Source organism: Haloferax gibbonsii, from assembly GCF_001190965.1.
Taxonomy (GTDB): Archaea; Halobacteriota; Halobacteria; order Halobacteriales; family Haloferacaceae; genus Haloferax; species Haloferax gibbonsii.
In genome coordinates, this window is record NZ_CP011947.1 from 182509 (window position 1) to 196386 (window position 13878).

The 13878-nt window shown below is 67.6% G+C and carries 13 protein-coding genes; 11 read left to right on the plus strand and 2 right to left on the minus strand.

Annotated features, from left to right (window positions below):
* Positions 1-69: 69 nt before the first annotated feature.
* Positions 70-555, minus strand: a complete 486-nt coding sequence (locus ABY42_RS00970) for a TspO/MBR family protein (protein ID WP_004973820.1) — start codon at positions 553-555, stop codon at positions 70-72.
* Between the two features lie 122 nt (positions 556-677).
* On the opposite strand from ABY42_RS00970, the gene alaS reads away from it, so the two are divergent.
* The 11 genes from alaS (at position 678) to ABY42_RS01025 (ending at position 11578) form a co-directional block, all read left to right on the plus strand.
* Complete coding sequence (gene alaS, locus ABY42_RS00975) at positions 678-3446, plus strand: alanine--tRNA ligase (RefSeq protein ID WP_004973818.1); 2769 nt, start codon at positions 678-680, stop codon at positions 3444-3446.
* 102 nt (positions 3447-3548) lie between these two features.
* Positions 3549-4325 carry an alpha/beta fold hydrolase gene (locus ABY42_RS00980; RefSeq protein WP_004973817.1) on the plus strand — a complete coding sequence of 259 codons (777 nt, stop codon included), beginning with the start codon at positions 3549-3551 and terminating at the stop codon, positions 4323-4325.
* A gap of 114 nt (positions 4326-4439) precedes the next feature.
* The gene (locus ABY42_RS00985) at positions 4440-5153 is read left to right on the plus strand and encodes a type 1 glutamine amidotransferase (protein ID WP_050458477.1); all 714 of its coding nucleotides are present in this window, start codon (positions 4440-4442) and stop codon (positions 5151-5153) included.
* Positions 5154-5345: 192 nt separating this feature from the next.
* Positions 5346-6509, plus strand: coding sequence for an acyl-CoA dehydrogenase family protein (locus tag ABY42_RS00990; protein WP_050458478.1), 1164 nt, complete (start codon positions 5346-5348; stop codon positions 6507-6509).
* 108 nt (positions 6510-6617) lie between these two features.
* Positions 6618-6908, plus strand: coding sequence for a DUF7853 family protein (locus tag ABY42_RS00995; protein ID WP_004973808.1), 291 nt, complete (start codon positions 6618-6620; stop codon positions 6906-6908).
* A gap of 160 nt (positions 6909-7068) precedes the next feature.
* The gene (locus ABY42_RS01000; protein ID WP_050458479.1) at positions 7069-7767 is read left to right on the plus strand and encodes a DUF7827 domain-containing protein; all 699 of its coding nucleotides are present in this window, start codon (positions 7069-7071) and stop codon (positions 7765-7767) included.
* Between the two features lie 143 nt (positions 7768-7910).
* Complete coding sequence (locus ABY42_RS01005; RefSeq protein ID WP_050458480.1) at positions 7911-8984, plus strand: DUF7827 domain-containing protein; 1074 nt, start codon at positions 7911-7913, stop codon at positions 8982-8984.
* Between the two features lie 117 nt (positions 8985-9101).
* Complete coding sequence (locus ABY42_RS01010) at positions 9102-9425, plus strand: 4Fe-4S dicluster domain-containing protein (RefSeq protein WP_004973806.1); 324 nt, start codon at positions 9102-9104, stop codon at positions 9423-9425.
* A gap of 44 nt (positions 9426-9469) precedes the next feature.
* Positions 9470-9844, plus strand: a complete 375-nt coding sequence (locus ABY42_RS01015; protein ID WP_004973805.1) for a VOC family protein — start codon at positions 9470-9472, stop codon at positions 9842-9844.
* Positions 9845-9966: 122 nt separating this feature from the next.
* On the plus strand, positions 9967-10419 hold the full coding sequence (locus ABY42_RS01020) for a ferritin-like domain-containing protein (protein ID WP_004973804.1): 453 nt from the start codon (positions 9967-9969) through the stop codon (positions 10417-10419).
* Between the two features lie 196 nt (positions 10420-10615).
* Complete coding sequence (locus ABY42_RS01025) at positions 10616-11578, plus strand: L-lactate dehydrogenase (protein ID WP_004973803.1); 963 nt, start codon at positions 10616-10618, stop codon at positions 11576-11578.
* A 143-nt stretch (positions 11579-11721) separates the two neighbouring features.
* On the opposite strand, the gene ABY42_RS01030 is transcribed toward ABY42_RS01025, so the two are convergent.
* Positions 11722-13839, minus strand: a complete 2118-nt coding sequence (locus ABY42_RS01030) for a (Fe-S)-binding protein (protein ID WP_050458481.1) — start codon at positions 13837-13839, stop codon at positions 11722-11724.
* Between the last annotated feature and the right edge of the window lie 39 nt (positions 13840-13878).

Consider the following 13878-nt stretch of genomic DNA (forward strand, 5'->3'; position numbering starts at 1 on the left):
TCCAATCACCAAGAACGCGCCGTGCGTCGTTCGCGTCGGGGCCGTGGCCGGAACGCCGTACCGGATTACTCAGTTTAGCGACCAGAAGCCGTAGTTGAGCGCGGTGGCGAAACACGTCCACAGGAGGTAGGGGACCAAGAGCGCGGCGGCGCGTCGGTCGACGGCGTCGAACTCGCGCATCGTCGCCAGAATCGCGAGGATGAGGACCGCGATGACCGCGAGGCCGAGCGCGGGCGACTGCAGTCCGAAGAACGCCGCCGACCACGCGACGTTGACGACGAGGTGACCGACGAAGACGGCGAGCGCCCGCTCGCGGCGGGGGTGGTCGCTCCGGGAGACGAGCCACGCGGCGACGCCCATCAGGGCGAACAGCGTCACCCAGACCGGGCCGAACACCCAGTTCGGCGGGGCGAACCACGGGCGGGCGAGCGTCGCGTACCACGACCCGATGGCGGTCACGGTGAAGACGCTCCCCACGGCGCCCGCGAGTTGCGCGAGGACGACCCACGCGAGCAGTTCGACCGCCGGTCGCCGACGGAGCGAGGCGAGTTCCATACTCCTCGTTGGCTCGGGAGGGAAAAGAACGACACGGCCCGTGCGGGCGAAATTGAGGGGAATCGGGCGTCTGCGCCCATTTCCCGGAACTGTTTTACCCGACGGTAGACCAGAGTTTGGCAATGAGCGAACTCGAAGCGGAGTACCGCCTCGACTACTTCGAGGAGGAGGGCTTCTACCGGAAGCAGTGCCCCGTGACGGGCGTCCACTTCTGGACACGAGACCCCGACCGCGAGACCTGCGGTGAACCGCCCGCCGACGACTACACCTTCATCGACAACCCCGGCTTCGACGAGGAGTACACTCTCGAAGAGATGCGCGAGAAGTTCCTCTCTTTCTTCGAGGAGCACGACCACGAGCGCATCGACCCCTACCCGGTCGCCGCGAACCGCTGGCGCGACGACGTGCTCTTGACGCAGGCATCTATCTACGACTTCCAGCCGCTCGTCACGTCCGGCGAGACGCCGCCGCCGGCCAACCCGCTGACCGTCTCCCAGCCCTGCATCCGGATGCAGGACATCGACAACGTGGGCAAGACCGGCCGCCACACGATGGCGTTCGAGATGATGGCCCACCACGCGTTCAACGCCCGCGAGGAGGCCGGCGACAAGTACGCCTACGAGGGCGAGGTCTACTGGAAGGACGAGACGGTCCGCCTCTGCGACGAGTTCTTCGAGTCGCTCGGCGCGGACATCTCCGAAATCACCTACATCGAGGACCCGTGGGTCGGCGGCGGCAACGCCGGACCGGCCTTCGAAGTCCTCTACCGCGGCGCCGAACTCGCCACCCTCGTCTTCATGTCGATGAAGCAGGACCCGGACGGCGAGTACGAACTCAAGGACGGCAACACCTACTCGCCGATGGACACCTACATCGTCGACACCGGCTACGGGCTCGAACGGTGGACGTGGGTGTCCCAGGGGACGCCGACGGTGTACGAGGCCGTCTACCCCGACATGATAGAGTTCCTGAAGGACAACGTCGGCATCGAACACACCGACGAGGAGGAGGAACTCATCCACCGCGCGGCGAAGCTCTCGGGCCACCTCGACATCGACGAAATCGACGACCTCGCAACCGCGCGCGCCGGTGTCGCGGGCGAACTCGGCGTCGACGAGGCCGAACTCACGGCCCTGCTCCGCCCGCTCGAAGACATCTACGCCATCGCGGACCACTGCCGCACCCTCGCGTACATGTTCGGCGACGGCATCGTCCCCTCGAACGTCGGGACGGGCTACCTCGCCCGCATGGTCCTCCGGCGCACCAAGCGCCTCGTGGACAACCTCGGCGTGGACGCCCCGCTCGACGAGCTCGTGGACATGCAGGCCGAGCGCCTCGACTACCAGAACCGCGACACCATCCGCGACATCGTCCGCAGCGAGGAGCGCAAGTACAGAAAGACGCTCGAACGCGGCTCCCGGAAGGTCCAGCAGCTCGCCGACGAGTACGCCGACAAGGACGAGCCGATACCGCTCGACGAGCTCATCGAGCTGTACGACTCCCACGGCATCCAGCCCGACATGGTGCAGGAAATCGCCGAGGAGCGCGGCGCGACCGTCGACATCCCCGACGACTTCTACTCGCTCGTCGCCGACCGCCACGAACAGGTCGACGGCGAGGACGAGGCCGCGGAGCGCGACGACCGCCTCGGCGACCTGCCGGCGACGGACAAGCTCTACTACGACGACCAGGAGCGCACCGAGTTCGAGGCCGTCGTCCTCGACGTGTTCGAGCGCGAGGAGGGCTACGACGTGGTCCTCGACCAGACGATGTTCTACCCCGAAGGCGGCGGCCAGCCCGCCGACCACGGCTCGCTCGCCACCGACGACGCGACGGTCGAGGTGACCGACGTGCAGATAGCGGGCGACGTGGTGCTCCACCGCACTGACGACGACCCCGGCAAGGGCGAGTTCGTCCGCGGTCAGCTCGACGCCGAACGCCGCCGTCGGCTCATGCGCCACCACACGGCGACCCACGTCATCGGCCACGCCATCCGGACGGTCCTCGGCGACCACATCCGGCAGGCCGGCGCGTCGAAGGGCGTCGACCGCTCGCGGCTCGACGTGACCCACTACGAGCGCATCACCCGCGAGGAGGTCAAGCAGATAGAGCGCGTCGCCAACGAACTCGTGATGCGGAACATCCCGGTCAAACAGGAGTGGCCGGACCGCCGCGACGCCGAGAAGAAGTACGGTTTCGACCTCTATCAGGGTGGTATCCCGCCGGGCGAGCAGATTCGCCTCATCCACGTCGGTACCGACGTGCAGGCCTGCGGCGGCACCCACGTCAAGCGCACCGGCGACATCGGGGTCATCAAGGTGCTGACGACGGAGCCCGTTCAGGACGGCGTCGAGCGCGTCGTCTTCGCGGCGGGCGACGCGGCCATCGAGGCCACCCAGCGCACCGAGGACGCGCTGTACGGCGCGGCCGACGTGCTCGACGTGAACCCCGCGGACGTGCCCGAGACGGCGGAGCGCTTCTTCACCGAGTGGAAAGAGCGCGGTAAGACCATCGACCGCCTGAAGACGGAACTCGCCGAGGCGCGCGCCGCGGCGGGGGCCGACGAAATCGACATCGACGGGACGCCCGCCGTCGTCCAGCGCCTCGACGGCGACGCGGACGAACTCCGCGCGACCGCCAACGCGCTGGTCGAGGAGGGCAAAGTCGCCGTCCTCGGCTCCGCCGCGGGCGGGAGCGCCCAGTTCGTCGTCGGCGTTCCCGACGGCGTCGGCGTCAACGCCGGGCAGGTCGTCGGCCAACTCGCCGGGAAGGTCGGCGGCGGCGGCGGCGGCCCCGCGGACTTCGCGCAGGGCGGCGGCCCCGACGTGGACGCGCTCGACGACGCGCTCGACGAGGCTCCCGACGTGCTCCGCGCGGTCCTGAACGCCTGAGTCGGCCGCGCGACCGACGCGAGTTCGCTTTCGATTTCGTTTCCGCGTTCCCCGCGTCCGCGAGACGGACGCCCTAAGTCGCTCGCCCGCCGAGCCCCCGGTATGCCCACGGCAGTCGCGGACGGGGTCGAACTGTACTACGACAGCGAGGGCGACGGCGAGACGGTCGCCTTCGTCGGCGACGCGGGCTACGGCGCGTGGCAGTGGGGCTGGCAGCACGCCGCCGTCGCCGGCCCCTACGAGAGCCTCGTGACCGACCTCCGCGGGGCCGGCCGCTCCGACGCCCCCGCGGGGCCGTACTCGGTCGAGACGCTCGTCTCCGACCTCGTTGCCGTCCTCGCGGACGCGAACGTCAGGAAGGCCCACCTCGTCGGGTTCGGCCTCGGCGGGCTGGTCGCGCTGGAGGCCGCGCGGACGACGAACCGCGTTCGGAGCCTCGTCCTCGTCGGCACCGCCGCCTCGGGCGCGGAAATCGACCCCGAACCGCTCTCCGCCGCGCCCGACGACCCGGCCGCGCTCCGCGAGTCGCTCGCGCCGGCGCTCTCCGAGGAGTTTCGGGCGGAACAGCCGGACGTGGTCGAGCAACTCGTCTCGTGGCGCGAACGGGAAGACGCCGACCCCGAGGCGTGGGCGGCGCAGGCCGCCGCCGTCGCCGACTACGACGCCGGTCCGCTCTACGAGGTGACGGTTCCGACGCTCGTTCTCCACGGCGGCGACGACCCGGTCTGGCCGGTCGAGGGGGGACGCGCGCTGGCCGAGGGACTCCCGCGCGGCGAGTTCGAGTCGTTCGCGGGCGCGCGACACCTCGTCACCGTCGAGCGGTCGCGGCTCGTCAACGACGCGCTCGTCTCCTTTCTCGAATCGCTCGACGACGACTGAGCGGCGCTCCGTCGCGTTCGCTCCGGGTTCGTCGCCGACGCCCCCCGTCCCAGGTGCCGGCAGAGAGCGTTCCGGGCGCAACTTCTTTAGAGCCGCACCGACTGTCTCTCCACGATGACCCGCCCGCGACTCGCGTTCTTGGACGCCTCCCACGGCGATTCGAGCACGTTCCGAAACTTCAGGCGCGAACTCGACGCCGACCTCGTCGAGTTCGACGTGACCGACGGCCGCCTCCCCGACCACTTCGACTACGACGGCGTCGTCATCACCGGCTCGTCGTCGTCGGTCTACTGGGACGAGGCGTGGATTCGGAACCTCGTGTCGTGGGTCGCCGACGCCGACGAGCGCGGCCTCCCCCTCTTGGGCGTCTGTTTCGGCCACCAGGTCGTCGCGGCGGCCCTCGGCGGCACCGTCGAGGACATGGGCGAGTTCGAACTCGGCTACAACGAAATCGAGCGTACCCGCGCCGACGACGAGGACGACATCCTCGCCGGTATCGGCGAGCGCTTCACCGTCTTCACCTCCCACGGCGACCGGGTGAGCGAACTCCCGCCGGGCGCGGAACTCCTCGCCCAAAACGAGTTCGGCGTCCACGCGTTCCGCCGGAGCCACGCCTTCGGCGTCCAGTTCCACCCCGAGTACGACACCGACACCGCCGAGGCCATCGCGAGGCAGAAGGACTTCCTCCCCGACGAGCGGCTTCGGTCGGTCATCGACGGCATCACGCCGGAGAACTACGCCGCCGCCTGCGAGGCCAAGCGCCTGTTCGACAACTTCGTCACCTACGTCAACCGGACGAACGCGGGGTCGGTCGAATCGGCGGCCTGAACGTTCCGACAGTCGCGGTCGCGAGCTGTTTTCGAGTCGTACCCGAGCCGCATCCGAGCCGCCGCCGAGCCGCGCCCGTCCCGCCGCCGAGCCGCGCCCGACCCGCTTTCGTCACCGACTTTTCGGTCGTCCGTCTCCCCCGAATATCGACCGAGCGAATCGCTTTTCACCGCGCCGGTCGCAGGGTCTATCATGCTCGATTATCTGGGATTGGAGGGCGACCTGACCGGCGAAGAGAAACTCGTCCGCGACGAGGCCCGCCGCTTCGTCGACGAGCAGGTCAAACCCGACATCGGCGAGCACTACGAGGCCGGGACGTTCCCGACCGAACTCATCCCGCAGATGGGCGAACTCGGCTTCTACGCGCCCAACCTCGACGGATACGGCCTCCCCGGCCTCGGCGAGCGCGCCTACGGCCTCCTGATGCAGGAACTCGAAGCCGGCGACTCCGGCCTCCGGTCGATGGCGAGCGTGCAGGGGTCGCTCGTCATCTACCCCATCCACGCCTACGGCTCCGACGAGCAGAAACAGCGGTGGCTTCCGAAACTCGGGTCGGGCGAGGCGGTCGGCTGTTTCGGCCTGACCGAACCGCAACACGGCTCGGACCCGTCGGGGATGGAGACCCGCGCCGAGCGCGACGCCGACGGCTACGTCCTCAACGGCTCGAAGACGTGGATTACGAACTCGCCCATCGCGGACGTGGCGGTCGTCTGGGCGCGCGACGTGTCGGCCGAGGGGTCGCCGGTCCGCGGGTTCCTCGTCGAGACCGACCGCGACGGCGTGACGACGAACAAAATCGAGGGGAAACTCTCGATGCGCGCGTCGGTCACGGGCGAAATCGGCCTCGACGACGTGCGCGTTCCCGAGGAGGACGTACTCCCCGGCGTCGAGGGGATGAAGGGGCCGCTTTCGTGTCTCACGCAGGCGCGGTTCGGCATCGCGTGGGGCGTCGTCGGCGCGGCCCGCGACGCCTTCGAGGACGCCCGCCAGTACGCGAAGGACCGCGACCAGTTCGGCGGGCCGATCGCGCGGTTCCAACTCCAGCAGGGCAAACTCGCCGAGATGGCGACCCAGATAACGAACGCGCAGTTGATGGCCCACCGCCTCGCCGACCTCAAAGAGCGCGGCGACCTGCGACACCAGCAGGTGTCGATGGCGAAGCGCCACAACGTCCGCGTCGCCCGCGAGGTGACCCGAACCGCCCGCGAGATGCTCGGCGGCAACGGCATCACGACCGACTACTCGCCGATGCGCCACATGGAGAACATCGAGACCGTCTACACCTACGAGGGGACCGACGACATCCACACGCTCGTCCTCGGCGCGGACCTGACGGGAATCGAAGCATTCCACTAGGGCTCGGGAGCGGACGCCCCCGTGGCTTTCGCTGTTGTGCGTGACGCATGACAACAGTACACATACATTTATATCTCCCCGCCCATAGGTTACGATAGAGGCCCCACAATGACCACATCGGCCCAGGACCGTCCGACGGCGCTCGACCTCTCTCGCGAAGAGACGTGGGTCGTCCACGCCGCCTTGCTCGACGCCATCGAGCGGGCGGTCGATGCAGACGAAGAGCCGACGCCGGCCCCAGGCCTGCTCGCGCGGGTCGAGGCCGGCGACGAAGATTTCGACAGCGCCGAACTCGACTATCTCGTAGACGCCCTCCGAACCTATCGGAAACAGGCGCCCGCTCGGGACGACCACCACATCTCGCGCGTTCTCGAGCACATCGAGGCCGCGCGGGCGTAGTCGCCCGACGGACGTCCGGCCCGCTGACTTCCTTTCGATTCCACCGAGGCCCGAGCGGCCGCGCTCGCGTCTCGCCGTCCTCCCGCCCGCCCGATACCGATTATCGTTTGACATTAAGACATGGAAAGTAACTTACCTTCCCTCTGAAAAGAGGTGGTCGATGCGACCCTCCAACCGATCCGCGCTACTGACGACGACCCTCCTCGTCGCCGCCGTGCTCGCGGCGGCGGTGATGCCCGCGGCGGCCGCCTCGGGCCACTACGAGTTCACAGACGACGCGTACACGGCCGAACAGGGCGAGGTGGTCTCCATCACGCTCTCCGGCGCGGCGGACGCGAACAACACGTCCGCGGCGCTGGCCGGCGAGAACAACACCGTCCCGCTCCGCATCGGCGGCGAGGACGTGAACTTCGCCGTCAACGCGACGGTGGTCGACGAGGACCGCGACGGCAACGTCACCCTCGAACTGAACACCTCGACGGCGGGACAGGCGAACGCCTCGTCGTACCTCACCGCCGCCGGCGAGGACTCGGTGAACGCGACGCAGACGACCGAGACGCTCCCGGCGACGCTCGACGCGGGCGACTACTCGCTCGCGCTCGGCCCGGCGAACAACTCGACCGACACGGCGACGCTCTCGCTCCAAGCGGTGGAGACGACCGAGACGACGACTGAATCGACCGACACCGAGACGACCACGACGGCGGGCGAGACGACCGAGACGACGACCGCAAACGCGTCGGCGACGACCGACGCGACCACCGCGACCGGCACCAGCGACACCGGTATCCCCGGCTTCAGCGCCGTGCTCGCCGTGGTGGCGCTCCTCGCGGCCGCGTTCCTCGCGGTCCGCCGATAGCGCCCGAAGCGACTTCGCGCGACGCCGTCCTCGATTTTCTTGCTTCGACCGGATAGCCGCGGTACCGTCGTTCATCGCCATATCACCGTCCCATAAATGACAATCCAATAACTATTTTATTCGGACGCGAGAACGCCGGACCGATGGCACCCTCCAGACGATTCGAACTGCTGACGACGACGGTGCTCGTGGTGGCCCTCCTCGCGGCCGCGACGGCCCCCGCGGCGGCCGCGGAGGACCACTACGAGTTTACGGACGACGCGTACTGGACCGAGCAGGGTGAGGTGGTTTCGATCACCCTCGAAGACGGTAACGAGGCTAACGACACGTTCAGGTTCCACCTCGGCACCGCGGACCAAGGACTCGCCGCCCACGCGACGGTGGTCGACGAGAACGGCGACGGCGAGGTCACAGTTCGGGTGAACACCTCGATGGCGGGACAGACCAACGCCTCGGCGTACCTCTCCGCCGCCGGCGAGGACTCGATTTCGAACGCCTCGCAGTCCACCTCGCGGCTCTCCCACATCCCCGACGCGGGCGATTACGACCTCCGAATCGGCCCGGCGGACGACCCGAACGAGACGGCGCACCTCGTCATCGAGGAAAACGAGTCCGCGGCCGACCCGATTTCCGGCACGCCGGAGTCCGAGCCGAGCGGTGACCCCGATTTCAACGAATCCGTGGTCACCGCCAACGTCGCCGGGTCGGGCGTCGCGGAGATTCCGGTTCGGTTCGGCGGCGCGGAGACCGTGACGGTCTCCATCGAATCCGACGAGACCGGATTCTCGACGGTCCTCGAACTCACCGACGCCGACGATGACGGGTCGGCCACCGTTACCGTGGACGCCGCGGCCGACGCCGAGTCGCCCCGAGACACGGTGTCGGTGTCGAACGGCGACGACGCCGAGTTTCAGTCGATGAACGAGTCGGTCCCGTCGCTCGAAGCCGGCGTGGACTACGGACTCGGTGTCGCGCACAACGGGTCCGTCGTCAACGTCGCGACGCTCGTGGTCCGAGACGAACCCGTGGAAACGACCACGTCGATTGCGACTGAATCGACCGAAACGACGACCGCGGACACCACCGAGTCGACGACGACGGCAAACGCGTCGGCGACCACCGCGACCGGCACCAGCGACACCGTCGTCCCCGGCTTCAGCGCCGTGCTCGCCGTGGTGGCGCTCCTCGCGGCCGCGTTCCTCGCGGTCCGCCGATAGCGCCCCCGGTCGTCGGTCGGAACCGACTCCGAAACCACCCGCAATCACGACTCCGTCCCCGATTTTTCTCGTCGCCGATGCGGACGTTTTAGTACCGGGTACGGCCAACGCCCGGCAATGGCTATCGACTCGAACTTCGACCAGAACCGGGAGCGAGCGGGCGAGGAAAACGGCGTCGCCGTCTGGGGCCCCGTCGACCCGCCGGAGAAACTCGGCATCCACGGCACCCACGTCGCCGTCGACTACGACATCTGTCTCGCGGACGGCGCGTGCCTCGAAAACTGCCCCGTGGACGTGTTCACGTGGGTCGACACGCCCGACCACCCGGTGAGCGAGCAGAAGGTCGAACCGACGAACGAAGACCAGTGCATCGACTGCATGCTCTGCGTCGACATCTGTCCCGTCGACGCCATCGACGTGGACGCCTCGCGGCAGGCCTGACACGAAGACCAGACGTTATCTCTCCCCGCCGCGTCGCGTCCGCCATGGGACTCATCCACACCGCCCTCGTCGTCTCGGACATCGACGCCACGCTCGACTTCTACGCCGACCTCGGTCTCGAACAGACCAACGAGTTCGAACTCGACGGCGTCCGGAACGTCTACGTCGGCAGCGACGACACCGACATGGAACTGCAGTTCAAGTACGACCCGACCTCGTCGGCGCGCGTCGAACCCGCCGGCATCGACCACGTCGCCGTCGAGGTCGCGGACGCCGACCGCGCCTTCGAGGACATCGTCGAGGCGCAGTCGCCCGATATCGTGAAGCCGCCGGTGGACATCGACCCGGTGAACGCCCGCGCGGCGTTCGTGAAGGACCCCGACGGCTACGTCGTCGAAATCGTCTCCATCGAAGACTGAACTCACCCGCGGTACCGACTCGCCTCGGCCGCTGATTTTCGCCGACGCCGACGCTTCACCCACCCGACGGGCTCGCCGCGGCGAACAGGTATTTGTTGCCAGAGCGTCAATACGAAGTCGCTATGTCTGAGGACGTAACCGCGCTGTTGAAGCGCGCCTATCAGGACGAGATCGAGACCGTGATGAACTACATGACGAACTCCATCGTCCTCGACGGCGTCCGGGCGGAGGAGATAAAGGAGTCCCTCCAGACCGACATTCAGGAGGAACTCACCCACGCGGAGCAGCTCGGGAACCGGCTGAAGCAGCTCGACGAGCAGCCGCCGGGCTCGGCGACCTTCGAGGCGCGCCAGCACGACCTCCAGCCGCCGGAGGACAGCACGGACGTGCTCGCGGTCATCAACGGCGTCCTCACCGCCGAGGAGGACGCCATCGAGACCTACCGCGCGCTCATCGACGCCGCGGAGGAGGCCAACGACCCCGTCACCGAGGACCTCGCCGTGACCATCCTCGCCGACGAGGAGGCCCACCGGACCGAGTTCCGCGGCTTCAAGAAAGAGTACGACCGCGAGTAACCCCGCACGCGGCGGCCGGCCGCGCTCGCGACGTTCGTGTAGTGCCTGCGGAACCTACGACTCCGAAATTCTTCATTTCAAAAAACGCGCCGGAACGGAGAGATATCTAACAAACAATCGTCTGTTACAAAAGTAGTACTCCCAGTTCTTCGAAACGGGGCTTTGTTTTTATCCACCGGTCGCTCGAACGACGGGTATGAGCACTGAACGCGGCAAGGGTACGGTCGCAATCGTCGGGGGTGCCGGCGCAGTCGGGTCGAGCACGGCGTTCGCGCTGATGGAGAGCAGTCTCGTCGGCGAAATCGTCCTCGTCGACGTCGCCAAAGAGCGCGTCGAGGGCGAGGCGATGGACCTCAACCACGGCTCGTACTTCACGTCGCCGGTCCGCGTCCGGACGGGCGACTACGAGGACTGCTGGGACGCCGACGTGGTCATCGTCACCGCCGGTGCCAGCCAGAAACCGGACGAGACCCGCCTCGACCTGATGGAGCGGAACGCCGACATCTTCGCCGACATGATTCCGCAGATTACCGAGGGGCTGAACGACGACGCCGTGATGCTCATCGTCACCAACCCCGTGGACGTGCTCTCGTACGTCACGTGGAAGGTGTCGGACCTGCCGGCCGAGCGCGTCATCGGCTCGGGAACCGTCCTCGACACGTCGCGGTTCCGCCACTCGCTCAGCCGCGAGTTCGACCTCGACCCGGCGAACGTCCACGCCTACGTCGTCGGCGAGCACGGCGACAGCGAGGTTCTCGTCTGGAGTTCGGCGAACCTCGGCGGCATCCCGTTCGAGTCGTACGCCACCAGCCACGGCGTCGACGACGTCGACGCGCTCAAAGCCGGCGTCGAGACGGAGGTCCGCGAGGCCGCCTACGAGATTATCGACCGCAAGGAGCGGACGAACTACGGCGTCGCGCGCTCGGTGGCCGCGACCACCGAGCGCATCCTCGGCGGTGACAACTCCATTCTCACCGTCTCGACGCTCGTCTCGGGCGAACACGACATCGACGGCGTCTACATGAGCCTCCCGTGCACCGTCAACGAAACCGGCGTCCGCGACGTTCACGAGTTCGACCTCTCGGCGGACGAGACGGCGGCGCTCCGCGAGTCGGCCGACGTCATCCGCGAGTCCATCGACCGCTTAGACGTAGCATAGAAGAGCGGAAAACAGGACAGGACAGGACAGGACAGGACAGGACAGGACAGGACAGGACAGGACAAGACAGGACAGGACAGGACAGGACAGGACAGGACAGGACAGGACAGGACAGGACAGGACAGAACAGCCGCGCCGCCGACTCAGTCGGCCGACGCGGGGGTCGTATCCGCGCCCGCGTCCGCCGTCGCGGCGGCCTTCGCGTCGAGCGCCTCCACGACGAGTTCGGAGATGTCAACGATGTCGATATCGTCCTCGTAGCTCCCGGTCTTGCGGCCGTCTTCGTACATCGTCGCGCACATCGGGCAGGCGACGACGAAGCGTTCGACGCCGCCGGTCGTGTCGTCGAGCGCCTCGCGCAGGCGCTCTTCGGACGGCTTCGACTCCTCTTCGTGGTCCATCCAGAGGCCGCCGCCGCCGCCGCCGCAGCAGAACGACTGGTCGCGGTTGCGCGGCATCTCGGCGAGTTCGACGCCGGTCGCGCGGATGACCTCGCGGGGCGCTTCGTACTCGCCGTTGTAGCGTCCGAGGTGACACGGGTCGTGGTACGTCACCGTCTGGGCGGCGAGTTCGTCGCCCGCGAGGCCGAGGCGGTCGTCGCCGACGAGGCGCTCGACCAGTTGGGTGTAGTGGTACACCGGGTAGTCGAACGAGTCGTCCATCTCCGGGTACTCGTTTTTGAACGTGTTGTACGAGTGCGGGTCGGTGCAGACGATTTTGTCGAAGTCGCAGTCGGCCATCGCGGCGACGTTGTCCTCGACGAGCATCTCGTAGAGGCCCTCCTCGCCGACGCGGCGCACGTCGTTGCCGTCGTGCTGTTCGTCCTCGTAGAGGATGCCGTAGGAGACGCCCGCCTCCTCGAAGATGCGGGCCAGCGAGCGGGCGACGGCGCGGTTGCGCTCGTCGTAGGAGGGGTAGTCGCCGACGTACCAGAGGAACTCGACCGATTCGTCGCGGGCGTCGGGCACCTCGAAGTCGAGGTCGTCGGTCCAGTCGGGCCGCTTGCGCTGAGGGTCGCCGAAGGCGTTGCCGTTCTGGAAGATGTTCATCATCGCCTCCTGCACCGGCTCTTGCTGTTGGCCCGTCTCGGTGAGTCGGCGGTTCATCTCGGTGAAGTGCGTCAGGTGCTCGATATCGACCGGACAGGCGTCCATGCAGGCCATGCAGGCCATGCAGGACTCCATCGATTCGGCGTCGACGACGGAAGTGCCGCCGTCCGCGACGATGTCGATGGAGTCGCCGCCGGCGTCGACCGACTCGCGGTAGGTCTTCAGGTCGAGAATCACGTCCCGCGGGTCGAGGTTGCGGCCGGAGGCCTTCGCCGGGCAGGCGTCGGTACAGCGGCCGCACTTCGTGCAGGCGTCCATGTCGAGCATCGCCTTCCACGAGAAGTCGTCCTCGGAGACGTAGCCGATTTCGTCCGGCGGCGTGTCGGCCGGCACTTTCGGGAGGCGCGTGCCCGCCTTCTCGTCGGCGGTGACGATGTTGGCGAAGGAGGTGAGCATGTGCAGGGGCTTGGCGTAGGGGACGGCGGCGACGAACGCCAAGGCGAGGAGCGCGTGGGACCACCAGCCGAACCAGTAGAGCGTCTGTGCGAGGCCCTGGCTCATGCCCCCGGCGTCGAACACGAGGGCGACGAAGTAGCCGACGAAGCTCACCGTCTCGAACTCGGGGAACTCCGTGCCGACGATGCGGATGCCTTCGAGGACGTAGCCGCCGACGCCGAGGAGAAACAGCGTCCAGACGAACGCGGCGTCCTCGAAGCCGGTGTGTTTGCCCCACAGCCGCGGGTGTCGGACCCCGTAGCGCCGCCACAGCGCCATCCCGACGCCGACGACGAACAACAGGCCCATGAGGTCCATGACGAACGAGTACGAGAGGTAGAAGTCGCCGACGAAGAAGGAACTGCCCGTCACCCGCCGCCACACGTCGATGTCGATGGCGAGGATGGTCGTCCCGATGAGGAGCGTCAGGAAGCCCCACATGATGAAGGCGTGCATCACGCCGGCGAACCGGTCGCGCTTGAACTGCTTTTCGTTGGAGAACACCACTTTCGCCGCCCGGACCGTCCGTCCCGGCAGGTCGGACAGCCGGTCGAACTGGTCTTCACCACCCCGCGCGTATCGAGCGAACCGCTCGTACACCCCGTAGAGGAAGACGAGCGACGCGATGGCGGCGAGGCCGTAGAAGAGCGCCTCGCCGACCGGACTAATCGTCCAGAACGTCTCTCGCGTAACATCCGCCTGTGCCGCAAAGTCCATAATCAATCACCGGAGAACGGAGGGTTAAATCTTGCCACC